The organism is Thermoanaerobacter siderophilus SR4 (assembly GCF_000262445.1).
In the GTDB taxonomy this organism is placed as follows: domain Bacteria; phylum Bacillota; class Thermoanaerobacteria; order Thermoanaerobacterales; family Thermoanaerobacteraceae; genus Thermoanaerobacter; species Thermoanaerobacter ethanolicus.
The window spans coordinates 542,415-567,671 of the sequence record NZ_CM001486.1 but is presented as its reverse complement, the minus strand read 5'-3'; the positions used below and the strand labels follow the sequence as shown (position 1 = coordinate 567,671).

The 25,257-nt window shown below is 33.0% G+C and carries 25 protein-coding genes; all 25 read left to right on the top strand.

Translation table 11 applies throughout. The features are described 5' to 3' along the window. The first annotated feature begins 38 nt into the window (after nt 1-38). The 25 genes from amrS (at nt 39) to THESIDRAFT1_RS02605 (ending at nt 25,245) form a co-directional block, all read left to right on the top strand. Nucleotides 39-1,040 carry an AmmeMemoRadiSam system radical SAM enzyme gene (gene amrS, locus THESIDRAFT1_RS02720; protein WP_003869410.1) on the top strand — a complete coding sequence of 334 codons (1,002 nt, stop codon included), beginning with the start codon at nt 39-41 and terminating at the stop codon, nt 1,038-1,040. Between the two features lie 253 nt (nt 1,041-1,293). After that, nucleotides 1,294-1,521: a hypothetical protein gene (locus THESIDRAFT1_RS02715; RefSeq protein WP_004404829.1), complete on the top strand. Its 228-nt coding sequence runs from the start codon at nt 1,294-1,296 to the stop codon at nt 1,519-1,521. Nucleotides 1,522-1,589: 68 nt separating this feature from the next. Continuing rightward, entirely contained in the window at nt 1,590-1,928 is a 339-nt protein-coding gene (locus THESIDRAFT1_RS02710; protein ID WP_004404828.1) for a hypothetical protein, read from the top strand. Nucleotides 1,929-2,181: 253 nt separating this feature from the next. Beyond that, nucleotides 2,182-2,607 (top strand): hypothetical protein, encoded by a 426-nt coding sequence (locus THESIDRAFT1_RS02705; protein WP_006569477.1) that lies wholly within the window; start codon nt 2,182-2,184, stop codon nt 2,605-2,607. Beyond that, nucleotides 2,586-2,804 (top strand): type II toxin-antitoxin system HicA family toxin, encoded by a 219-nt coding sequence (locus tag THESIDRAFT1_RS02700; protein ID WP_003869404.1) that lies wholly within the window; start codon nt 2,586-2,588, stop codon nt 2,802-2,804. Before THESIDRAFT1_RS02705 ends, THESIDRAFT1_RS02700 begins: the two co-directional genes overlap by 22 nt. A 233-nt stretch (nt 2,805-3,037) precedes the next feature. Beyond that, nucleotides 3,038-4,030 carry a LacI family DNA-binding transcriptional regulator gene (locus tag THESIDRAFT1_RS02695; RefSeq protein WP_006569476.1) on the top strand — a complete coding sequence of 331 codons (993 nt, stop codon included), beginning with the start codon at nt 3,038-3,040 and terminating at the stop codon, nt 4,028-4,030. 57 nt (nt 4,031-4,087) lie between these two features. Continuing rightward, nucleotides 4,088-5,176: a Gfo/Idh/MocA family protein gene (locus tag THESIDRAFT1_RS02690; protein WP_006569475.1), complete on the top strand. Its 1,089-nt coding sequence runs from the start codon at nt 4,088-4,090 to the stop codon at nt 5,174-5,176. Between the two features lie 14 nt (nt 5,177-5,190). Further along, nucleotides 5,191-6,240, top strand: a complete 1,050-nt coding sequence (locus tag THESIDRAFT1_RS02685) for a Gfo/Idh/MocA family protein (protein ID WP_006569474.1) — start codon at nt 5,191-5,193, stop codon at nt 6,238-6,240. Between the two features lie 16 nt (nt 6,241-6,256). Next, a complete protein-coding gene (locus THESIDRAFT1_RS02680) occupies nt 6,257-7,006 on the top strand; it encodes a sugar phosphate isomerase/epimerase family protein (RefSeq protein ID WP_006569473.1) in 750 nt (249 codons plus the stop codon). Continuing rightward, nucleotides 7,007-7,936, top strand: coding sequence for a sugar phosphate isomerase/epimerase family protein (locus tag THESIDRAFT1_RS02675; RefSeq protein ID WP_006569472.1), 930 nt, complete (start codon nt 7,007-7,009; stop codon nt 7,934-7,936). 255 nt (nt 7,937-8,191) lie between these two features. Continuing rightward, the gene (locus tag THESIDRAFT1_RS02670) at nt 8,192-9,112 is read left to right on the top strand and encodes an AEC family transporter (RefSeq protein ID WP_006569471.1); all 921 of its coding nucleotides are present in this window, start codon (nt 8,192-8,194) and stop codon (nt 9,110-9,112) included. Between the two features lie 17 nt (nt 9,113-9,129). After that, a complete protein-coding gene (gene gyaR, locus THESIDRAFT1_RS02665; RefSeq protein WP_006569470.1) occupies nt 9,130-10,101 on the top strand; it encodes a glyoxylate reductase in 972 nt (323 codons plus the stop codon). A 235-nt stretch (nt 10,102-10,336) separates the two neighbouring features. Further along, nucleotides 10,337-11,092, top strand: a complete 756-nt coding sequence (locus THESIDRAFT1_RS02660; RefSeq protein ID WP_006569469.1) for a DeoR/GlpR family DNA-binding transcription regulator — start codon at nt 10,337-10,339, stop codon at nt 11,090-11,092. A gap of 32 nt (nt 11,093-11,124) precedes the next feature. Beyond that, complete coding sequence (locus THESIDRAFT1_RS02655; RefSeq protein WP_006569468.1) at nt 11,125-12,576, top strand: tagaturonate epimerase family protein; 1,452 nt, start codon at nt 11,125-11,127, stop codon at nt 12,574-12,576. A 16-nt stretch (nt 12,577-12,592) separates the two neighbouring features. Further along, on the top strand, nt 12,593-13,600 hold the full coding sequence (locus tag THESIDRAFT1_RS02650) for a D-isomer specific 2-hydroxyacid dehydrogenase family protein (RefSeq protein ID WP_003866626.1): 1,008 nt from the start codon (nt 12,593-12,595) through the stop codon (nt 13,598-13,600). Further along, a complete protein-coding gene (locus THESIDRAFT1_RS02645) occupies nt 13,588-14,985 on the top strand; it encodes a gluconokinase (protein WP_006569467.1) in 1,398 nt (465 codons plus the stop codon). The genes THESIDRAFT1_RS02650 and THESIDRAFT1_RS02645 overlap by 13 nt, the downstream gene beginning before the upstream one ends. A gap of 101 nt (nt 14,986-15,086) precedes the next feature. Then, nucleotides 15,087-16,493 (top strand): NADP-dependent phosphogluconate dehydrogenase, encoded by a 1,407-nt coding sequence (gene gndA, locus THESIDRAFT1_RS02640; RefSeq protein ID WP_006569466.1) that lies wholly within the window; start codon nt 15,087-15,089, stop codon nt 16,491-16,493. 209 nt (nt 16,494-16,702) lie between these two features. Continuing rightward, nucleotides 16,703-18,322: a mannitol dehydrogenase family protein gene (locus tag THESIDRAFT1_RS02635; RefSeq protein WP_006569465.1), complete on the top strand. Its 1,620-nt coding sequence runs from the start codon at nt 16,703-16,705 to the stop codon at nt 18,320-18,322. 6 nt (nt 18,323-18,328) lie between these two features. Beyond that, on the top strand, nt 18,329-19,729 hold the full coding sequence (gene uxaC, locus THESIDRAFT1_RS02630; RefSeq protein ID WP_039929477.1) for a glucuronate isomerase: 1,401 nt from the start codon (nt 18,329-18,331) through the stop codon (nt 19,727-19,729). Between the two features lie 24 nt (nt 19,730-19,753). Continuing rightward, on the top strand, nt 19,754-20,701 hold the full coding sequence (locus tag THESIDRAFT1_RS02625; protein WP_006569463.1) for a sugar kinase: 948 nt from the start codon (nt 19,754-19,756) through the stop codon (nt 20,699-20,701). A 40-nt stretch (nt 20,702-20,741) separates the two neighbouring features. Further along, nucleotides 20,742-20,903, top strand: a complete 162-nt coding sequence (locus THESIDRAFT1_RS15070) for a hypothetical protein (protein WP_244262726.1) — start codon at nt 20,742-20,744, stop codon at nt 20,901-20,903. 5 nt (nt 20,904-20,908) lie between these two features. Beyond that, nucleotides 20,909-21,874, top strand: a complete 966-nt coding sequence (locus tag THESIDRAFT1_RS02620; RefSeq protein WP_244262725.1) for a glycoside hydrolase family 88/105 protein — start codon at nt 20,909-20,911, stop codon at nt 21,872-21,874. Nucleotides 21,875-22,017: 143 nt separating this feature from the next. Continuing rightward, nucleotides 22,018-23,346, top strand: a complete 1,329-nt coding sequence (locus tag THESIDRAFT1_RS02615; protein ID WP_006569461.1) for an ABC transporter substrate-binding protein — start codon at nt 22,018-22,020, stop codon at nt 23,344-23,346. Nucleotides 23,347-23,449: 103 nt separating this feature from the next. After that, the gene (locus tag THESIDRAFT1_RS02610; protein WP_006569460.1) at nt 23,450-24,334 is read left to right on the top strand and encodes a carbohydrate ABC transporter permease; all 885 of its coding nucleotides are present in this window, start codon (nt 23,450-23,452) and stop codon (nt 24,332-24,334) included. After that, nucleotides 24,334-25,245, top strand: coding sequence for a carbohydrate ABC transporter permease (locus THESIDRAFT1_RS02605; protein WP_006569459.1), 912 nt, complete (start codon nt 24,334-24,336; stop codon nt 25,243-25,245). The genes THESIDRAFT1_RS02610 and THESIDRAFT1_RS02605 overlap by 1 nt, the downstream gene beginning before the upstream one ends. Nucleotides 25,246-25,257: the final 12 nt, after the last annotated feature.

Below are 25,257 nucleotides of genomic sequence, written 5' to 3'. Positions count from 1 at the left end.
GAGGGAGAAGCCATTTCTCCATTTAAGTTGATGGAGAAATGGTATCTTTTACTATGTTAAAAGAGGCTATGTTCTATAAAAAACTAGAGAATAATGTTGTAGAATGTTTATTATGTCCTCACAATTGCCGTATAAATGAAGGAAAGTACGGAGTCTGTAATGTGAGAAAAAATATAAACGGAACATTAGTGACTGAAAATTACGGAATTATAACCTCTGTAGCAATGGACCCAATTGAGAAAAAACCTCTTTATCACTTTTATCCAGGCAGATATATATTTTCTGTGGGGACTTATGGCTGCAATTTAAAGTGTAAGTTTTGTCAAAATTGGGAAATAGCACATCAAAAATGGGAGGGAGATTACATCTCTCCTCAACAATTGATTGCTGCAGCAAAAAGACAAAGAGACAATATAGGGATTGCTTTTACTTACAACGAGCCTTTAATATGGTATGAATATGTACACGATGGATTGATTGAGGCTAAAAAAGAGGGGTTAAAAACTGTACTTGTGACAAACGGATATATAAATTTAGAACCATTAAAAAAGATACTTCCTTATGTAGATGCCATGAACATAGATGTAAAAGCCTTTACAGAAGATTTTTATAAAAAGATTGTCGGCGGAAGATTAGAACCCGTTTTAAAGACCGTCGAAGAAGTTTCGAAATATTGTCATGTAGAGGTTACTAATTTAGTTGTTACTGATTTAAATGACAAAGAAGAAGAAATAGAAAACTTGGTAAAATGGCTTTCTCAAATTGACAAAAATATACCTTTACATTTTTCAAGGTATTTTCCACGCTACAAACTAAATAATCCTCCTACTCCTATTTCTATTCTTGAAAAAGCCTATCAAATTGGGAAAAAGTATCTAGATTTTGTCTATGTAGGGAATGTAATGGGATTTGATAATAATACCCATTGTCCTTATTGCGGTAATTTGCTTGTAGAGAGGCAAAACTGGTATGTTAATGTAAAAGGATTGGAAGGCAATAAGTGTAGGAAATGTGGTAACAGTATAAATATAGTTAATTAAAGATGCAAATCAGTATCCATGCCTTAAGGTGCCCGCCTTCGCCATCCATGGCTTCGGCCCTGCCTCCACCCTCGGTCTTGCTAAGTTTTGTTACCGCTTTGCAACAAGTCGCTCCTTATGCAAAATATCTCCTTTTACGAAAGTTTGTCTACAGTCTGTAAAAAGACTACAAAGCCTTTTCTTTTTTTGTGGCACTATCGTGATAATTTTCATATATTATCTTTAGATTATACTTTTTTGGAGGTAAATAATAATGGATGACATAAAAAAAGAATTTCAAAAGGCAGTTGATGCCTTAAAATATGCGATGGAATTGTCTTTTAAGGAATATAAAAAAGACCCGTCTAAAAAGAATGAAATAGTAAATTTATGGCAAGAGACAATAGGAGAATTTTTACAATATTTTTCTAAAATTAGTGAAAAATATAATGCAAAGGATTTATATAAAGCGATAACAAAAGTTATGATTTTTGGTAAATAACACATTAAATTATATAAAAAATTGAGGGCAAAATATTAATGGAACAAAAGAGAGGAGGAGAGAAGAAAATGGGTATTTTAAAATTTCTTTCCTCCAGAAAGCTTTACTGGGGGATTGGAGCAGCAGCTTTAAGTTTAATGCTCTACCCAAAAGCAAAAGAAAATATGAAACCATCAATAGAAAAGAGCATAGAAGAGATGCAAGATGCTGTTAATAAAGCTATGGAGTTTTTTGACAATAGCAAACAAAAAATAGTTGAAACAGTTAAAAATAAGATGGAAGAATTAAGACAGCAAGGCAGTCAAAAAGAAGAGATGATGCAACAAAAACAACAAGCACTACAGCAATTAGAATACCTTAAAAATAAGATACAAGCTCTTGAAGAGCAGATAAAAACATTAGAATGATAGTTTTGCTCAACCGCTGTGGTTGAGCTTTTTGTAAGAGGAAATTACCTCAACAACTTTTTTGAATCAAGCGGTAAATTTCATAGTCAAGCATTGTTTACAAGGTAGGTTATATGTCATTACAGAAAAAGAAAATTCGGTTCACAAAGAGGCGGAATAAATTTGTTTTGTATAAAAACTTAGCAATATGTACATACTGTACATATTGCACATAATATGATATAATGGAGGTGAAAAAGGGGGAATGAATGAAATGTTTACAGTGAATGCAACAGATGCTCGAAATGAATGGAGTGATTTTATCAATTCGGTCATTCGTGAAAAGCCAAAAATTATTAAGCGCACAAAAGATTATATTTTTGTTTCAAACTTAGAAATGGCAAAAGAAATGTTAAAAGTATATACATTTACAGCAAATATTTTTAAAGAAGAGGATAGGAGTGTAACAATTTCATTAAACGAAATTGATATTGTTGCTAATGGAAAAAACGAAGAAGAAGCTTTAAATCGTTTAGTAAATGATTTAATTGAATATGCAGAAGATTTTTATAACGACTTTCAATATTGGTATTCAGCTCCTAACCGTAAAAAACATTTACCATATATTTTAAATGTCTTATTACAAGATAGTCATGAAGGAGTAAAAAAACTAATAAAATGCCAACGTGGAGAGAATTAAAGCGTTTTTGTGAAAGAGACGGTTGGGAGTTATATAAACAAACGGATCATTATTTCTACGTTAAACGTGATAAAAATGGCAATGTTAGACGGACAAAAGTTTCAATGGGAAGTGGTGAAATTCCAAAATATTTATGGAAAGAGATTTTAAAAAATCAGCTTCAAGTTTCAGAAGAATATTTTAACAGCAAAATATAGTATCGAGGTACAGTATTTTTACTTCTGATGCTTTTTATTTTGTTAGACTGCTTCGGCAGTCTTTTTTAAATAAAAAACAAAATTTAAAATAAAAGTATGAAAATTTATTTGTTGCTATTGATTTTTTTTAATTTAGAGGTATAATAGTAAATGTAATGCGTTACACATTTTATTAGCTATGTCTCTGAAAATCAATAAAAAATATTATGTAATCTGTTACAGAGGAGGTTACAATGGCTAATATTAGAGAAGTTGCTAAAAGAGCGGGAGTCTCTGTTGCAACAGTATCAAGAGTTTTAAATGGCAGTGACTCGGTGTCTGAAGAAACAAAGGAAAGAGTATTAAAAGCGATAAAAGAATTAAATTATCATCCAAATCTCCTTGGAAGAAATTTAAGACGTTCTGAAACGAAAATGATATTGGCTTTGATGCCTAATGTCTCAAATCCTTTTTATGCAAGGGTTGTAAAAGGAATAGAAGATGTAGCCCATAAAAATGGTTACAATGTAATGCTTTGCAATACTGATTCTGATATTAACAGAGAAAAAGTATATCTTGAAATTTTAAAAAACAGATTAGCGGATGGCGTTATTTTTATGGCGCCTGTGATGGGAAAAGAAGAATTGACATTAATAGGCCAAAATTATCCTGTCGTTCAGTGTTGTGAATACATAGAAGGAGCTGGTGTTTCATATGTATCTATAGACAACTTTTCTGCAGCTTACAAAGCAGTAAAGCACTTGGTAAGTTTAGGACATAAAAAAATAGGAATGATAAGCTGTGAAAATAACTTTGTATCTACGAAGCAGAGGGAAGCGGGTTATAAAAAAGCTCTTGAAGGTTCAGGGATAGAATTTGACGAAAAGCTTATAAAATACGGAGATTACAGCTTTAAAAGCGGAGTAAGAGCAGCGAAACAGCTTTTGGTGATGGAAGAAAGGCCTACTGCTATATTTGCAATCTCTGACATCATGGCTATTGGAGCTATAAGAGCGATAAAGGAAGAGGGGCTTAAAGTCCCTGAGGATATAGCGGTTGTAGGCTTTGATGATATAAGCTTTGCTTCTATGTATGACCCTATGCTTACAACTATTTCACAGCCAAAATACGATTTAGGATGTGTTGCTATGGAACTACTGATAAAACACATGAGTGGCAAATTAGAAGAACCACAGAGGATTTTTTTAGAACATGAGTTAATAATAAGAGAGTCGACAGTAAAATAAAGAATAAAGTTTTGTCTTAAAAATACAAATTTAAATATAATCATGGGAGGAATTTTTATGGTAAAAGAAAAACTTAGAGTAGGAATTATAGGTTGTGGAGGAATTGCTTTTGGCAAACACATGCCCTCTTTGGCAAAACTAGGCAATGTTGAAATGGTGGCTTTTTGTGACATCATAGAAGAGAGGGCTCAGAAAGCGGCAAAGGAATATGGTACAAAAGACGCGAAAGTATATACGGATTACAAAAAACTTCTTGAAGATAAAACGATAGATGTGGTTCATGTTTGCACTCCCAACAAGTCTCATGCAGACATAACTGTTGATGCTCTTTATGCAGGGAAACATGTAATGTGTGAGAAACCTATGGCTAAGACTGCTGCAGATGCCAGAAGAATGGTGGAAGCATATAAGAAAACAGGTAAGAAACTCACTATAGGGTATCAAAATCGCTTTAGACCAGATTCACAATATTTACATAAAGTTTGTCAAAATGGTGAACTAGGAGAAATATATTTTGCTAAGGCTCATGCTATACGTCGCCGCGCGGTACCTACATGGGGTGTTTTCTTGAATGAAGAAGAGCAAGGCGGTGGGCCTTTAATCGATATAGGAACACATGCCCTTGATTTGACATTGTGGATGATGAATAACTATAAGCCTAAAGTTGTAATGGGAAGCGCCTACTATAAATTAGGCAAAAAGGCAAATGCTGCGAATGCTTGGGGACCATGGGACCCTGAAAAGTTCACAGTTGAAGATTCAGCTTTTGGATTTATAGTAATGGAGAATGGGGCTACCATTATATTAGAGTCCAGTTGGGCTTTAAATACTTTAGAGGTTGGCGAGGCTATGACCACTTTGTGTGGAACAGAAGGCGGAGCTGACATGAGAGATGGACTTCGCATAAATGGAGAGAAATTTGGAAGGCTTTATACAACTAAAGTTTCTACTGATGTAGGTGGAGTAGATTTCTATGAAGGTAAATCAGATGACCCAGGATTTTTAGAAGCAAAAGCTTGGATTGATTGCATCATAAACGATACAGAGCCTGTTGTAAAACCAGAAGAAGCTCTTGTAGTAACTGAGATACTAGAGGCTATTTATACATCTGCGAAAACAGGAGAACCAGTATATTTTAACAGGTAAATGGAGGCTTTTGTATGGAAAAACTTAAATATGCATGTGTTGGTGCAGGGTCAGTTGCTGATTACAAACACTTAAACGGTTATTCAAAAGTAGAAGGAGTTGAAATTGTAGCCATATCTGATCCGGATATAGAAGCTGCAAAAAGATTAGCGGAAAAGTACAATATACCTCACGTTTATACAGATTATGAAGAAATGTTTGAAAGAGAAAAACCAGACTTAATAAGCGTATGTACTCCTAATTATTTACATGCACCTATTTCTATAAAAGCGATGGAAAAGGGAATTCATGTGCATTGTGAAAAACCTATAACTCTAAATGCAAAGGAAGCTTATGAGGTCATTGAATCAAAAAATAAATACAAAAGGAAGTTTATGATAGGATTAAATAATAGGTTTACAAATGAATCTTTCTTTGTAAAAAGATATATAGAGGAAGGGTATATAGGCGAAATATACCATGTAAAGACTGGCTGGAGGAGAAGGAGAGGTATTCCTGGAAAAGGCGGATGGTTTACAAATAAGAAATTGTCTGGAGGAGGCCCATTAATTGATTTAGGTGTACATTTTTTAGACTTAGTCTTGTATTTCATGGGATACCCAGAGGTGCAATCTGTGTCAGCAGCTACTTATTCTAAGTTTTCAAATAGCAACAGTTTAAACAGCTGGAATTATGCAAAAAGCGGGGATGGAATTTACGATGTGGAGGATATGGCAGTAGGCTTTGTAAGGCTTAAAAATGGTGCCACAATTGACTTTGAATTCAGCTGGGCTTCCAACATTGAGGGAGATTACAATTACTATGAAATTTTAGGTGATAAAGGTGGCATATGGTTTAAAAACGGACAGCTTAAAGTATTTTCGGAAATTGTTGATACATTGATTGACATAGTTCCCGACACCAATTATCCAAAATCGCCTTTAAATGAATTTGAACATTTTGTTGACTGTATAAAAAATGACGAAGAGCCTCTGGCTTCTGCTGAAGAAGGGGCAATTCTCATGAAAATAATAGACGGTGCCTATGAATCATCTGAAAAAGGTAATGAAATAGTTTTAGGTTAAAGGGGGAAAAATTAAAATGAGTATACCTATAGCACTTCAACTTTACACTTTGAGAGAGGAGACACAAAAAGATTTTACAGGTACTCTTGAAAAGGTTGCGGAAATAGGATACGAAGGAGTGGAGTTTGCAGGATATGGCGGTTTAAAAGCATCAGAATTAAGAAAAACGCTTGATAAATTAGGATTAAAAGCTGCTGGTAGTCATGTAGGAATAGAATTACTTAAAAACAATCTTGAGGAAGTGATAGATTATAACCTTGAAATAGGCAATAAATACATCGTCTGTCCGTGGAATGAGTACAAGTCAAGAGAGGATTATATTGAAACAGCAAAGTTGTTTAATAAAATAGGTGAAAAGTGTAGGGAAAAGGGACTTGAGTTTTGCTATCACAACCACAATCACGAATTTGAAATATACGATGGAGAATATGGACTTGATATACTTTACAAAAATACAGATAAAGACCTTGTAAAGGCTGAAATCGATGCGTATTGGGTTACATATGCGGGAGTTGAACCGGTAGAATATCTTAAAAAATTCTCCAAGAGACTACCTTTAATTCACTTAAAAGACATGGATAAAGAGGACAGGTCTTTTACTGAAATAGGAAATGGAATTATCAATTTTAAAGAAGTAATAAAAATTGCAAAAGAAAATGGAGTTAAATGGCTAATTGTTGAACAGGATGTGTGTAAAAGACCTCCAATTGAAAGTGTGAAAATTAGTTTTGAAAATTTAAAAAAGATTTTAGAGGAGGAAATGTAGATGTATTTAGGATTTTTAACAGTATGTCTTGGGAATATGCCTCTTAAAGAAAAAGCTAAGTGGGCAAGTGAAAATGGGTTTAAATCACTGGAAATTGCCTGCTGGCCTAAAGACAATACGAGGGATTATTCTGCCAGTGACATAGATGTAGAAAATCTCACACCTGAAGAGGCGGAAGAAATAAAAAAATATTTTAAGGAGTACGGGCTCACAATTTCATCTCTTGCATATTATGACAACAACCTTGACAGAGACCCAGAAAAGAGAAAGTTTATAAACAATCACTTAAAAAAGTGCATTGATGCAGCTAAAATGCTTGGGACTGACATGGTGGGAACTTTTGTAGGAAGAAACATTGAAAAGAGCATAAAAGACAATTTTGATGAATTTGAAAGAGTCTTTACTGATATAATAAGCTATGCGGAAGACAAAGGAATAAAAATTATAATCGAAAATTGCCCTATGAAAGGATGGCAGGTACCTGGCCTTCCAGGAACTATATCTTTTACACCAGAGCTTTGGGAGGAGATGTTTAGAAGGATACCTTCTAAAAACTTTGGTTTAAATCTTGACCCTTCCCATCTTGTTTGGCAGTTTATAGACTATATAGATGTGATACCAGAGTTTAAAGATAGAATATTTCATGTACATGCAAAAGACACAGAAGTGTTTGAGGATAAATTTAAGCGATATGGAGTTTTCAACAGGCAGCTTTACACAGGAACGCATGGTGAATTTGGATACTGGAGATACAGAATGCCAGGTATGGGAAATGTAGATTGGGGCAAGTTTATAAAGGCGCTAAAAGACAACGGATATGACGGAGTAATAAGCATAGAACATGAAGACCCTCTATATGAAGGCAGTGAAGAAAAAGTAAAAGAAGGGCTTCTTTTAGGATTAAAACACTTAAGCCAATTTGTAAAGTAGAAACAAAAGAGCTCAACCACAGCGGTTGGGCTCAGACTGTAGACAAACTTTCGTAAAGGAGATATTTTGCATAAGGTCGAGTTTAGTTTTGTCGCTTTGGAACATCGGAGTGACGATGCAAAATATCTCCTTTGAATATTTTTTAACTTTGTCAACAAACTGAGCTCAGCCACAGCGGTTGAGCTTTTGCTTTTAATTATATAAAGTTAAAATTTATGGTATAATCAAAAGTAAGGGCAATTGAGGTGGAACAAAATGGTCATATCAAAAATGGCAGAGATACTTGTAGAGATTTTTATTGTAATGGCAGTAGGGTATTATATCACCTATATAAAATTAGTTAAAGAAGAACATTTTAAAATGCTGGCGGATTTAATCATTTTAGTTACAACACCTTTACTTATCTTTCACAACATGTATTCTAATTATACGCCAGCACTACTTAGAACTGCTTACATACTGCCTTTTGTAAGTGCCTCCACGTTAGTTTTGACATTATTAGTTTCAATGGCTCTTTTTAAATTGCTTAAAGCTCCAGAAGAAAAGAAAAATGCATTATATGCCCTCTCCTCTTTTAGCAATACTTTATTTTTAGGGCTTCCCATAAACATTGCCTTATTTGGAGATAAAAGTATACCTTATGTTATCCTTTACGATTTAGGGCACACAGCTTTATTTTGGACTTTAGGAGTTTGGATTTTGTCTGAAGAAAAATCTTTTGATATAAATGGTTTCAAAAAACTTCTAAATCCTTCTTTTGCTTCTCTTGCTTTGAGTTTTTTAATAGTGATATCAAGAATCAAAATACCAGATGTAATACTGAAAAGTGCACAAATGATAGGTAGTGTAACTATTCCTCTGGCTATAATGTTTATAGGGATGAACATGTATATAATCAAAAAAAGCAATATAGACTATTTTGTTTATCTTGCAGCAATAATAAAGCTCATTTTGTCTCCTTTAATAGCTTTTGGGATTGTGTACTTTTTAAATTTACCCCTTGATGCCAAAAAGGTTGCAGCTTTAGAGGCAGCAATGCCAACGATGATGACAGTAGCCATTGTTGCGAGGCAAATGAGCGAAAAAAATAGTTTTGCTTCTGCAGGGGTGTTTGTTACAAATTTGGTTTCGTTTTTGACAATACCAATATTTTTGGTATTGATTAACATATTTTAATTGGAGGAGTGATACCAATGTTTAAAGTCTTTGTGACAAGGGCTATTCCTGAAGAGGGACTTAATCTTTTGAGAAAGTATTGCGAGGTAGAAGTAAGCCCTTACGACAGAATGCTTACAAAAGAAGAGTTACTTGAAAAAGTACAGGGCAAAAATGCTGTAATCACACAGCTTACAGACAAAGTAGACAAAGAGTTTTTTGAAGCTGCAAAAGAAGTAAAAATTGTTGCAAATTATGCTGTAGGATTTGACAATATAGATTTAGAAGAAGCTACAAGAAGAGGAGTTTACATAACAAATACTCCTGATGTTTTGACAAATGCAACTGCAGAACTGGCTTGGGCTCTTCTTTTTGCAACTGCAAGAAGAGTGGTAGAATCTGATAAATTTATGAGAGCAGGAAAATTCCAAGGTTGGGCGCCAATGCTTTTCTTAGGAAAAGGCGTAACAGGCAAGACATTAGGAATAATAGGTGCAGGTCGCATAGGGCAAGCTTTTGCTAAAATGGCAAAAGGCTTCGACATGAAGATTTTGTACACTGCTCGAAGCCCTAAAAAAGAATTTGAAGAAGAAACAGGAGCTCAACATGTAAACTTGGACACTTTGTTAAAAGAATCTGATTTTGTTTCCATACACGTGCCATTAACTCCTGAAACAAGACATTTGATTGGAGAAAAAGAATTAAAATTGATGAAAAAGTCTGCCATATTAATAAATACAGGAAGAGGTCCTGTTGTAGACGAAAAAGCCCTTGTAAAAGCGCTAAAAAACAAGGACATATATGCAGCAGGATTAGATGTGTACGAAAGAGAGCCTCTCTTTGAAGAAGAACTCGCACAGCTTGACAATGTCGTAATGCTTCCTCATATAGGAAGTGCAACAGAAGAAGCGCGAAGGGACATGTCAATACTTGTGGCTCAAAACATAATTGATGTAATAGAAGGAAGAGTGCCTCGCACTTTAGTAAATAAAGATGTATTGAATAAATAATAATTTAAAAGGAATCCTTTTATGGATTCCTTTTTTCAATTCCATAAATTCCATAAAAACCAAGAAAAATTTTTAAAACAAAGAAGGATTTTTTGGATTTGTGTAGAATTAATATAATAAACGCAATAGAATCCACAAATAAAATGTGTATTTTAAATTATATCCAGTAAAGTTGTTGACTTAGTTATTTTATGGTAAGAATAAGACTGACTAATAAGTGTAGGAGAGGGTGTAAATGCTTGTTTCAACTAGAAGAGATAAAATTAAAGAAATCATTTTGAAGAAAAAAGCTGTTAAAGTATCCGAACTCTGTGAGATGTTTAATGTTTCTGATGAGACAATAAGAAGAGACTTGGAAGAGTTGGAAAGGCAAGGACTGGTGGAGAGAAACTATGGAGGAGCAGTATTGAAAGAAAGTATCATTATTCCTCCCCTTGTCAAAAGATTTAAAGAGCATATAGAAGAAAAACAAAAAATAGCAGCAAGGGCTGTGTCAGAAATACAAGAAGGCCATGTCATATTTTTAGATGCCGGTTCTACCACATATCACATAGCCCGTGCCATCAGAAATTTCAAAGGCATAACGGTAGTAACAAATGCCTTAAACATTGCTACAGAATTAGCCAACAATCCTGACATCAATCTTTTTATTACTGGCGGCAAATTAAAGCATGATAATCATTCAATGGTAGGGTTTGAAACCTTAAATTGTATAGGTAAATACAACATCGACATATTGTTTTTAGGAACAGGTGGAATTTCATTAGAAAAAGGGCTTACCACTTCTGATATTTTTGAAGCAGAAGCAAAAAAATCTATGATAAAGTCTGCAAGCAGAGTAATTGTTGTAGCAGATAGCAGCAAATTTGGAAAAGTTGCAATGGTATCTTTTGCTACTTTTAAAGAGATTGAGAAAATAATAACTTCTGGAGAGCAGAACAAGGAAATAGTGGAAGAGTTAAAAAATTATGTAAAGATTGAGGTTGTGTAGTTGTATAAAAAATAAAAAAGGGGTAATGGAACATGAAAGAGGAACTTTCTGATTATTTGTTAAAAAACTCTTTTCTTTTATATCCTGACTCCTTCAGAAGATTAAGAGAGGATGTTTATATTTTTGTAGCTAAAAAAGATAGTGACAAAAAAATAGGACTTTTGACAAATGGAAATTTTAAATTATCTTCCCCTCATTTTGCTGAAGATAAATATGTAGAAGAGCTGGGTTTTTATATCAATCTTTATCCTTTAACTTACGAAAACTACTTAATATTAAAAGACAATTTTGGCATTTCTCCAGTGACTTGTAAAGAAAAAGCCTCTTTTGGCACGGGGGACAGGTTGGGTCTTGCGACACCAGCTCATATAAAAGCTTTGAAAAATTATAATGTTTTTCCTGTGTTAGCTCAACAATCTCCAAGGGAACTTGTGAAAACCCATAGAGATTTTAAGGATGTTTTTTTAAAAGTCATACTTGGCGTTTTAGAAGCAGGATACGCAGGAGGATATGGAGCAGATGCAGACCACATAAAAGATGAAAAATATTTGATAGAAGCAATTGATGCAGGCTACACAATGTACACTCTTGATTTAAGTGATTTATTAGTGAAAATTTCAGATATGCCAAAGTCTCAATTAAAAGAAAAGGCCCAAAGTTTATCTTCACAAAGTAGGGAAATAATTGACAGGTTTAAAGGTAAAAAATTCAGTATTTCTACCGACGAAGACTTTGCAGTTTCTGAAGATGAATTGTACAAATCTGCTCTCACTTATGAAAAAGCTATGAAGTTTGTAGAAAAAGTATATGGTATTCTGAAGGACAGATTGCAGCATTTCGATTTAGAAATTTCAATAGATGAGGGAGAGAAGGATACTACAGTAGAAGACCACATATTTGTGGCTGAATATTTGCATAGAAAAGGGATAGACTTTTGGAGTTTGGCACCTAAATTTCCCGGGGAATTTCAAAAGGCGATAGACTACAAAGGAGACATAAAGAAGTTTACATCAGGACTTAAAAAGCATTATTTTCTTTCTAAAAAATTAGGAGGGTATAAATTAAGTCTTCACTCTGGAAGCGATAAATTTAGCATTTATAAAATATTTAATGAAATTACTGAAGGAAATTTTCACATTAAAACTTCTGGTACAAGCTGGCTTCAAGCGATAAACATCATTTTTGAAAGGGATAAAGACCTTTTTAATGACCTCTATAAAATTGCTTTGGATAATTTAGAAGAGAGTAAAAAGGCTTACAAAGTCTTAATTGATAGAGATGATTTTCCACAAACAATCCAAACAGAGGATTCGCAAATTCTTTTAAAACCTGAAATTAAACAGCTTTTCCACATTTCCTATGGAGTTTTACTCGATGAAAGAAGAAAAGAAATATATGAAGTTTTGAATAAGTATGAAGAAGAACATTACGAGTTTGTGAGTAAAAACATTGAAAATCACTTGAAAGAAATATTTAACATATGAAGAAAGGAAGATAAAAATGAGTGTAAAAATTGCGATTGTCAACTCTAGCAGTTTTGGCAAGCATTTTCCTGACCATATTGAGAAGTTAAAAGCATTGGGGGAAGTGGAAAGATTTGAACTTCCTCATGACATGAGGGGGAAAGCTTTAGCAGAAAAATTAATGGGCTATTCTATAATCATTGCCAGTGTAAAGCCCTATTATGACAGAGAATTTTTTGAATACAAAGACAAGACTCTTTTAATAACTCGCCATGGCATAGGATATGATGCTATAGACATAAAAAGCGCCACAGAAAAAGGCACTCTTGTCACAAAAGTTGCTGGAATTGTAGAAAGAGAAGCAGTGGCAGAAAATGCAATTGCCCTTCTTATGGATGTAATGAGGAGAGTAAGAGAAGCATCTTTAAGGGTAAAAGATGGCAAATGGCAGGAAAGAGCGAGTTTTATGGGGTATGAGATAAAAGATAAAGTTGCAGGAATAATCGGTATTGGGAATATTGGAAGTAGAGTTGCAGAAATATTAAAATATGGCTTTGGGGCAAAAGTTATAGCATATGACCCTAATCTTTCAGAAGAGGAGATACAAAAAAGAGGAGCACAGCCTGTTTCTTTAGAAGAACTTTTACAAACTTCTGACATTATTTCATTAAATGCTTCACTCAATGAAAAAAATTATCACATGCTGTCTCATAAAGAGTTTTCTATGATGAAGAAAAATGTTTTTATTGTTAACACTGCAAGAGGAGAACTTATAGATACAGAAGCTTTGATAAAAGCACTCAAAGAGGGAAAAGTTGCAGGAGCAGGATTGGACGTAGTAGAAGGTGAACCCATTGATGAGAATCATCCCCTTTTAGCCTTTGACAATGTTATAATCACACCCCACACATCTGCTTACACTTACGAATGCTTAAGAGGTATGGGGGACAAGGTTGTTTCAGATGTAGAAAAGGTCTTAAGAGGAGAAATTCCTGATGGCGTTATAAATAAAGAAGTTTTGGAGGGGGAGTCATGGAAAATTTAATTCTTTCTGTTGACATAGGTACTACAAATTTAAAAGCAGGTGTAGTGGACGAAAAAGGAAATATTTTAAGTTTATATAGAAAAGAAACGCCTATAGAAAGAGACAATGAAGGAAAAGCGGAGCATAATCCAGAAGTCCTTTTTGGTGCTTTTGTAGAAGCAGTTAAAGAGGCGGCAAAAGGATTTGAAGATAAAATTTCTTTAATTGTGCCTTCTTCCTACATGTTTGGGCTAATACCTGTGGACGAAAATTTAAATCCCCTGATGGGTATGATGACTCTTTTGGACTTAAGGGCGAAAGAAACTTATGAAGAATTTTTAAAGACAATGGATGTAAAAGAAGTATACAAAAGAACTGGCTATACTCCTACTTTTCATGCTCCTTTATTTAAAATATACTGGCTTAAGAAAAAGAGAAATGAGATATTTAACAAAACTAGGTTTTTCTTAAGCTCCAAAGACTTTATTCTCTTAAAACTTTTAGGGGAACCTTTTACAGAGCCCAGCATATCTTCTGCAACTGGTTATATGAATGTAAATACATTAGATTGGGATGATTATGCCATTAGTATATTAGGGATAGATAAAAACAGACTTCCCACAATAGTGTCTTCTGACAAAATTTTAGCTGATTTGCCTCTTGAGACAAAAAGGCTTTTGGGGCTTTCTGGAGATGTAAAAGTGCTTACAGGGATTTACGATGGAGGAGCTGTGGGCATAGGAATTGGAACTTTTGAAGAAGAAGTTGGCGCAATAAACATAGGGACTACTGGAATGTTTAGAGTAGCTTATCCTGAAGCTATATTTGATAAAGAAGAGTCTATGAGGCTTCAAACTTATTACCTTTCTTCAGGGAAATGGTTTATTGGTGCTGCTATAAACAATGCAGGAATTGTTTTAAAATGGTTGAGAGATAATGTATTTAATATGTCTTATGATGAATTGACAGCGGAAGCTTCAAAAGGAGACTCATCAAATCTCTTTTTCATTCCCTATTTAACCGGAGAAAGAGACAAAGAAATAGGAAACATTGCTTCTGGAGTGTTTTTTGGATTGAAAAACACCCACAATAAAGGACACATGATAAGAGCCGGTATGGAAGGAGTTGCATTTTCCCTAAGGATGCTTTATGAGGCTTTAAAGGATAATAATATAAAAATAAAAGAAATTAGAGCGGGAGGAGGAGGTACAAAATCGCCCCTATGGATGGAGATTTTTGCTTCTACTTTAGGGTTGCCAATTAAGGTGTCTAATGTAGAAGAACCTGCTCTTGTAGGCTCTGCACTTTTAGGCTATTATGCAATGGGAAGGTACAAAACTTTGATTGAGGCCACAAGAGAAATGGTAAAAATAGAAAATACTTATGTGCCTTCCAAAGAAAAATAGAGTATTACGAAAAGAAATTTCAATTTTTTAGAGTTTTAACTAAAAATCTCAAAGAACTTTTTGAACTTCACAGCAAATTATAAAAACAGGAGGTAAAGTAAATGAATGAAATAGGTTTAATCGGCTTAGCAGTAATGGGACAAAATTTGGCTTTAAACATTGCTAGAAAGGGCTATAGCGTATCTGTATTTAATAGAACACCTGAAAAAACACAAGAATTCATGCAAAACAAAGTAAAAGATGAGCAAATTAAGCCTTATTATGACACCAAATCTTTTGTAGAGTCTTTAAAGAGGCCTAGAAAAATTATTCTCATGGTTAAAGCAGGAAAACCCGTAGATGATGTAATAGAGGAGCTTTTGCCTTATCTTGACAAGGGAGACCTAATCATTGATGGAGGAAATTCTTATTTTAAAGATACTTCAAGGAGAATTAAAGAACTAGAAGAAAAAGGCATACTCTATTTGGGAATGGGAGTATCGGGAGGAGAGGCAGGAGCATTGCACGGTCCTTCATTAATGCCTGGAGGAACGTATGAAGCTTACGAGATGGTCAAAGACGTGCTTTTAAAAATCGCTGCTCAAACAGAATCTGGTCCTTGCTGTACATATGTAGGGAATGATTCAGCAGGACATTTTGTTAAAATGGTCCACAATGGAATAGAATATGCCATAATGCAGGCAATAGCTGAGGTTTATGATGTACTTAGAAAGGTTTTAAAACTTTCTCCCGAAGAGATAGCAGAGATATTTGAAAAATGGAATAATAATGATTTAAATTCTTTTCTCATGGAGATTTCTTATAAAATCATGAGATATAAAGATGAAGAGAGAGGGAAATATCTTGTAGATTTAATATTGGATGAGGCAGAACAAAAAGGTACAGGCAAATGGACTTCTCAAATTTCTTTGGATTTAGGAATACCGACTCCCTCTTTGAACCTTGCAGTAGAAGCGAGAAGTTTATCTTTCTTTAAAGAGGAAAGAGTACAATTAGCTAAAAGAGTTACAAAAATATATCCTGAAATTGATATAGATAAAGAAAAAATAATAAAGGATTTAGAAAATGCATTACTTTTTAGTGTTTTTACATCTTTTTCTCAGGGATTATGGGTTATATCTGAAGCTTCAAAGGTTTTTGAGTATAATATTGACCTTTCAGAAGTATTGCGTATTTGGAAAGGTGGCTGCATCATAAGAGCAGAGATTTTAGATTTCTTAAGAGACATTATTAAAGAAAATAAAGAAAATGTAAATCTTCTTAACAGTGAAAAGGCGTTATCTTTCCTAATGGATAAAATTGATTCAATAAAATATATCACTAATTTAGCAAAAGATTTTTACCTTCCAATGCTTGTACTTAATTCTTCATTAGATTATTTTTTGAGCATGATAGAAGAAAACTTGCCTGCTAATCTAATCCAAGCTCAAAGAGATTTCTTTGGGGCTCACACATATAGAAGAATAGATAAAGAGGGAATTTTTCACACTGAATGGGAGGCAAACTAAAACCTAATTGACATTTAGTTGATGTTGAATTAATGGGAGTTTTCTGTTCTCCCATTTTCTTTCAATAAAAATTCAATAAAAAATTTAAAAATCAAGAAGGATTTTTTGGATTCGTGTAGAATATATATAATAAACACAAGATAATCCACAAAATAAACGAATGAATTGTTGTGATATTACAAGACAATTCACAGAAAGGAAGAAAGGATATGCTTTTAACTAGGGAGAGTATAAGAAACATTGATAAATGGCGTCAAGCAGGTATAAAACTTCCAAACTATGATGTAGAAAAAGCAGCGGAAGAGACTAAAGAAAATCCTACATGGTTACATTTTGGGGCAGGGAACATTTTTAGAGGCTTCATTTCACTCCTTCAGCAAAATCTTTTAGACAAAGGATTATCAAAAACTGGAATAATTGCTGTAGAATCATATGATTACGAAATAATTGAAAAAATATATGTTCCATATGACAATCTAAGTATGTTAGTAGTTATGAATTTGGATGGCACTCTTGAGATAGAAGTTATAGGTAGTATAAGTGACAAAATAATAGCCGATCTATCTCACAGTGATTGGAAAAGATTAAAGGACGTATTCGCTAATCCGTATTTACAGATAGCAAGTTTCACAATAACTGAAAAAGCATATAATTTAAAAGATTTTTCAGGGGAATATATTAAAGAGGTAAAAGAAGACATAGAAAATGGACCAGAGAGACCCAAAAACATTATTTCAAAAATCACTTCACTGGTTTATGAAAGGTATTTAAACGGTCAACATCCCATTGCGCTTTTGAGTTTAGATAATTTCTCTGGAAATGGAGAGAGACTTTTCAATTCAATAAAAACCATAGCAGAAGAATGGCAAAGAAAAAGTTTTGTTGAAACAGGATTTTTGGATTATCTAACTGATTCTACAAAAGTATCTTTTCCACTCAGCATGATAGATAAAATAGTGCCAAGGCCCTCTGAAGAGGTGAAGAAAAAATTAGAAGACCTCGGCTTAGAAAGAATGGATATAATCAAGACAAGCAAAAATACTATAATAGCACCTTTTGTCAATGCAGAAAAAATACACTACTTAGTAATAGAAGACAAATTTCCTAACGGTAGGCCTCCATTAGAAGAGGCAGGTGTAATTTTTACAGATAAAGAAACAGTAGAAAAAGTAGAAAGAATGAAAGTAACAACTTGTTTAAATCCTTTGCATACAACATTAGCGATTTTTGGCTGTTTGTTAAATTATAACACAATAGCAGATGAAATGAAAGATCCATGTTTGAAAAAACTAGTTGAAAAAATAGGATATGATGAAGGGCTTCCAGTTGTTGTTCATCCGGGAGTATTAGATCCAGAAGAATTTTTAAGAGAAGTAATTGAAGTAAGATTTCCTAATCCATATATGCCAGATACCCCACAAAGGATTGCAACAGATACATCACAAAAAATGGCAATAAGATTTGGAGAGACGATAAAGTCTTACAAACAAAGAGAAGACTTAAACGTTACAGATTTAAAATACATTCCACTTGTTATAGCAGGATGGTGTAGATACTTAATGGGTATAGATGATGAAGGAAAAGCAATGACATTAAGTCCAGACCCCTTATTAGAAGATTTAAAATCCCATGTTTCTAATATAAGATTAGGTGATATAGAGTCAGTAAAAGACAATTTAAGACCTATTCTTTCAAATGAACATATTTTTGGATTAAATCTTTATGAAGTAGGGTTAGGGGAAAAAATAGAAAATTACTTTAAAGAATTAATTGCTGGCCCTGGAGCAGTAAAGAATACATTACAAAAGTATCTTGAATGTGAGGAATGAGTGATTATGAAAAATTTCATGGATGAAAATTTTTTACTTACAAATGAAACAGCAGTGAGATTGTACCATGAATATGCCAAAAACATGCCAATTTACGATTTCCATTGCCATTTAAGTCCAAAAGAAATATACGAAAATAAAAGATTTAAAAACATTACCGAAATATGGCTATATGGTGACCACTACAAATGGAGACTTATGAGAGCTAATGGAATAGAGGAAAAATATATTACAGGAAATGCTGATGATTACGATAAATTTATGGCATATGCCAAAACTATTCCTATGGCAATAGGAAATCCAGTTTACCATTGGACTCATTTAGAATTGCAAAGATATTTTGGTATATATGACCTTTTAAATGAAAAAACAGCAAAATCTATTTGGAAAAGAGCTAATGAAGTTATAAATCATGATGACTTTAACGTAAGAAACATAATAAAAAAGTCAAATGTCAAAGTCATAATAACAACAGATGACCCAACGGACTCATTAGAATATCATATTAAACTAAAAGAAGAAAAAGAATTTGATGTAAAAGTCTTACCTGCTTTTAGACCAGATAAAGGTTTAGGAATTGAAAAAGAAGATTTTATTCCATGGCTAAAAAAATTAGAAAAAGTTACCAGAATAGATATAAATAATTATGATGACTTTTTACAAGCTCTTGAGGAAAGAATAAAGTTTTTCCACTCAGTAGGATGCAGAATCTCTGACCATGCGTTAGATTACGTATTTTATGAAAAAACATCAAAACAAGAAGTAGAAAAAATATTTAAAAAAGCGTTATTGAGAGAGCACTTGACAAAAGAAGAAATAGATAGTTTCAAAACTTACACATTAATATTTCTTGGCAAAAAGTATGCTGAACTAAATTGGGTAATGCAATTACACATAGGAGCAATGAGGAACAATAATACAAAAATGTATAAAATATTTGGACCAGACACAGGATATGACTCAATAAGCGATTTTGCAATTGCCTATCCTCTAGCAAAACTTTTAGACATCCTTGAAGTGGAGGATTCTTTGCCAAAAACTATTTTATACACATTAAATCCAGCTGGCAATTATGTAATAGCAACAATGATTGGCAATTTCCAAGGTGGAGGAATAATAGGAAAAATGCAATTTGGTGCTGCATGGTGGTTTAATGACAACAAGGATGGCATGATAGAGCAAATGAAAGCTCTTGCAAACACAGGTTTATTAAGCCGGTTTGTTGGAATGGTGACAGACTCAAGAAGCTTTTTATCATACACACGGCATGAATATTTCAGACGAATTTTTTGCAATTTGCTTGGTGAATGGGTAGAAAATGGAGAGGTACCGAATGATATAGAACTGCTGGGCAAGATAGTTCAGGATATTTCATTTAATAATGCGAAAGAGTATATAGGTTTTTAAAATACAGTTGGAGTGAAAAATAAAATGGATATAGTAACGTTTGGAGAATCTATGGTAGTTTTTACACCCCATACAAGAGGTCCTTTGAGACATGTGCATACATTTTCAAAATCTATTGGCGGCGCGGAGATGAATCTTGCAATAGCTCTTGCAAGATTAGGACATTCAACAGGCTGGTTTTCTAGGCTAGGCGATGACGAGTTTGGCAGATTTATACTGAATTCTGTGAGAGCCGAGGGAGTTGATGTATCAAGAGTGATAATAGATAAAGAAAGTTATACTGGTATTTTATTTAAAGAGTGGTATTATAACTTTGATCCTAACGTTTATTATTATAGAAAAGGATCTGCTGCAAGCAAAATATGTGTTGATGATATTGATGAAAATTATATAAAAAACGCAAAGATACTTCACATTACGGGAATAACACCGGCAATCTCTGAGTCTGCGACAGAAGCAGTGTTTAAAGCTGTTGAGATAGCAAAACGCAATAAAGTAATGATTTCTTTTGATCCTAATCTTAGACTAAAACTTTGGAACATTGAAAAAGCAAGGGAAATTTTGCTAGAAATAGCTGAAAATGCCGATATAGTATTACCAGGTTTAAATGAGGTAAAACTTTTGATTGGCCAAGATGATCACCATAGAATAGCGGATTATTTTCTATCACGGGGAGTAAACTTGGTGGCAATAAAATTAGGAAAAGAGGGCTGCTATTTAAAGAGCAAAAATGAAGAAGCTTATGTAGCTGGATATAAGATAGAGAAAATAGAAGATACAGTAGGAGCAGGAGATGGATTTGATGCTGGGCTACTTGCGGGAATATTGAGGGGATTACCACTTAAAGAATGTGGTGAGATTGCAAATGCTATTGGTGCTATGGCTATGCTAGTAAAAGGTGACGTAGAAGGATATCCTTATTGGGAACAAGTAATGGAATTTATGGGCAAAAAGGATAAGATTGAACGATGAGAACTATCTTTCATTGAGTAGATGCTGTGAGGTGTAAGTAGTGATACCAAAAAAGCAACTTATCGAAAAATTTATTGATGATTACATCTTAAATTATAGACCTTATAAAGAAAAATGGAATTATGAAGATGGGTGTGTAGTAAAGGGATCTTGGGATTTATATAAAACCACAAAAAAGAATTATATAAAAATTTTGTACTAAATTACATGTATAAATATATTGATGAAGAAGGCAATATAAGAGGCTATAATATGCAAGATTATAGTTTAGACGATATAAATTCGGGTAAAGTTCTTTTTGATTTATATGAACTTACACAAGATGAACGTTTTAAAAAAGCTATAGAACATCTATATCAACAAATACTAACTCAGCCACGAACAGGCCAAGGGAATTTTTGGCATAAAAGAATTTATCCAAATCAAGTTTGGCTAGATGGATTGTATATGGTAATGCCGTTTTACATTAAATATATAAAAAAATTTGGTAATAAAAATGATTTAAAAGATATTTGTTTTCAATTTGTTAATGTTCGAAATCATATGTTCAATAAAGAAAAAGGGCTCTATTATCATGGTTATGATGAAAGTAGAAAGGAAGCTTGGGCAGACAAAGAAACAGGATTATCACCAAATTTTTGGGGTAGAGCTATGGGATGGCTTGTGATGGCACTTGTTGATGTATTAGAGGAATTGGATGAAAAAGTAATAGGAGACTACAAAAATTTAACGGAAGAATGTAAAGATTTACAAGGTATTTTTAAAGAAGCAATAGAAGGTATTTTACAATATCAGGATCCAGATAGTGGTATGTGGTATCAAGTTGTTGATAAAACAAAATCTAAAGGAAATTATTTAGAAACATCTGCTACACTTATGTCTGCATATAGCATACTTAAGGGATGTAGATTAAGGTTACTTCCCCAAAAGTATGAAAATTACGGCTTAAAGGCATTTAATGGTACTATTGATAAGTACTTATCGTATAAAGATGGAGAATATAAATTGGGTGGCATTTGTAAAGTAGCAGGATTAGGTAATTTTCCTTATAGAGACGGAAGTTATGAATACTATATTTCAGAAGAAGTAGTTTTTAATGATCCGAAAGGAGTAGGACCTTTTATGATGGTTTATAGTGAAATATTAAAAAACTCCCAATTTTATTCAGCATAAATTATAATTTATTAAAATTAATCAAAATGTAATAATCTCGCACTGATAATCATATTGGGAGGTGGGAGAGAGAAGTATTAAAAATTAATTTTATAAATTTTAAAAAATTGAATGAGATGAAAATAATGATTGGGGGAAGAATTATGAAAAGAGCAATCACCTTGATGGTATCTTTAATTTTTTTTCTGACTATAATTTTAGCAGGTTGTGGGACTTCAAAACAGGAAAGTAGTAATAATGTGCAAACTCAGGAAACACAGAAACAAATCACGTTAAGATTTTCTTGGTGGGGTGATGATACAAGGCACCAAGCCACTCTTGAAGCAATAAAACTTTTTGAGCAGAAATATCCGAATATAAAAATTAAAGCAGAATATGCAGGTTGGGATGGTTATTTAGATAAACAAACTACTCAAATAGCTGGTGGTACTGCAGCAGATATAATGCAAATAAATTGGAATTGGTTACCTATATTTTCAAAAGATGGTAATGGTTTTTATGATTTAAATAAGTTGTCTAAAGAATTGGGATTAGAGGAAAATTATACAAAAAATATTTTAGAGTTAGGTACTGTAAATGGCAAATTAAATGGTATACCAGTAGCTTTAACGGGAAGAGTAATTTATTATAATAAGACTGTTTATGACAAATTTGGAGTTTCTACTTTTCCAACTACATGGAATGACCTTATTAATATTGCTAAAAAGTTTGATAAAGGATATTATCCTATGATTCTTGGAGATTATGATGCATGGCTTTTATCGATGACATATGCTATACAAAAAACAGGTAAACCTTTTATTGATAATAATGGGAAATTAGCTTTTGATGAAAATGATATCAAAATAGCTTTGGATTTTTATAAGAAACTCATAGATAATAAAGTTACTCCAACAATCGCGACAATTGCTAATGAAGGTGGAAACGGAAATGCTCCAATAGAACAACTTCCAAGTTTTATTGATGGCAAATTTGCAGGTTTATTCCAATGGACGAGTGCAGTTAAAAAAGATGCAACTCCATTGAAAGAAAAAAATATGGAATTAGCATTAGGTGGTATTCCAATGGATAGCGATTCAAAAACATCCGGAGCAATACTCAAACCATCGATGCTTTTTGCAATTAATAAAGACTGCAAATATCCTAAAGAAGCAGCTACTTTCCTGAACTTTATATTAAATGATCCAGAAGGAGTAAAAGCAATGGGCCTAAATAGGGGGATTCCTGTAAGCAAATCAGCGGTAGATACATTACAAAAAGCAGGATTAATTTCTGGGTTAGAATATGATGGACTTAAGTTTTTGCTAGATCATCCTTCTGTTCCTATAAGTCCATATTTGGAAGATCCGAAACTTCAAGATGTGTATAGGCAGACCATTGATCAAATTTCTTATGGCAAAGTTACTGTAGATGAAGCAGCAAAATATATGTATGACAATGTACAGAAAGTTTTAAGTGAAATTACTAAGTAGGAATAGTAACTAGATTGCACGAAGAATACTATTCGTGCAATCTAGTTGTATAAAAAATTTGTTTGCAGTACTTTATAATCGTGGCAGTTGGGAGGATAAAATAATGGAGAAAAAATATACTGGATTATTGTATATTGTACCATGGCTAGTAGGGTTAATTATTTTTACAATATATCCTTTTATTGCATCTTTTATTTTAAGCTTTACAGATTACAAAATAATATATCAACCCCAATTTATTGGATTTTCTAATTATATAAAAATGTTTCATGACCAACTTTTTTGGACTTCTATGTTTGCAAGTTTTAAATATGTAGTACTTACTGTTCCTTTAAAGTTGATATTTGCATTATTTATTGCTATGGTTTTAAACTTTAAATTAAAAGGAATAAATTTTTATAGAACTGCTTATTATGTTCCATCTATTTTAGGAGGTAACGTAGCGGTCGCAGTTTTGTGGAGATTTTTATTTGCAAACAACGGACTAATAAATCAATTTTTAGGTATATTTGGTATTAACCCTGTACCATGGTTTTCCTCAGAATATCCTGCACTTTTTACAATAAGTGCTTTGAGAATATGGGAATTTGGTTCAGCTATGGTTATATTTTTAGCAGGTTTAAAAGATATACCACAGGAGTTATATGAGGCTGCTGCTGTAGATGGTGCAACACCAATTAGAAGTTTTTTTAAAATTACTATACCATTACTAACGCCTATCATTTTCTTTAATCTCGTTATGCAAATAATTCAAGCATTTCAGGAATTTAATGGTCCATATTTGATAACAGGAGGGGGACCTTTATATAAAACTTATTTATTTCCTCTGTTGATATACGATAATGCATTTAAATATTTTAATATGGGATATGCAAGTGCCTTATCTTGGGTTTTGTTTATAATAATAATGATTTTTACAGCTCTAGTATTTAGATCTTCCAGGTATTGGGTATTTTATTCAGATTCAGATGAGGGGGAAGTTAAATAATGGTTAATCTTATTGAAAATAGAAATAAAAATTTTAATTTACGTCAAAATAGCGATTATCGCAAAAGAGAAATAAAAAGGACAATAAATTCGGCTGTTCGGTATACTATTTTAAGCATAGGTGCTTTTATAATGCTTTATCCTATTTTATGGTTAATAGGAGCATCATTTAAAACAAATTCTGAAATTTTTACTTCAATTAGTTTTATACCACCTAGAATAGATTTTACACCTTATATAAAAGGTTGGATTACAGGAACACAATATACTTTTGCCACCTATTTTGCCAACACTTTTAAATACGTTATACCAAGAGTAGTTTTTACAGTTTTTTCTTCCGTTATTACTGCATATGGGTTTGCACGTTTTGATTTTCCTTTCAAGAAACCATTATTTGGTATTTTGATTGCGACTTTATTTTTACCAGAAGTAGTTACAAGAATACCATTATATTTACTATGGAAGCAACTTCATTTATTAGATACATTCGTACCACTTTATGCTCCAATGATTTTTGCGAATCAAGCTTTTTTTGTTTTCATGCTAATTCAGTTTTTTAGAACTATACCTAGAGAATTAGACGAAGCAGCAATAATTGATGGATGCAATTCTTTTGAAGTACTGACGAAAATTTTAGTTCCAACATTGAAACCTGCAATTATTACTGTTGCTTTATTTCAATTCATGTGGAGTATGAATGATTTTATGGGGCCATTAATTTATATTTCTAGCGTTGAAAAATATCCGGTATCCATTGCATTAAAGATGGCAATTGATACTACTGAAGGTAATTTTGCATGGAATCAGATTATTGCAATGTCTTTAATTGCGTTATTACCGTCAATTATAGTATTTTTTGCAGCACAAAAGTATTTTGTCGAAGGTATAGCAACAACAGGATTAAAAGGATAATAAGAATTAAAA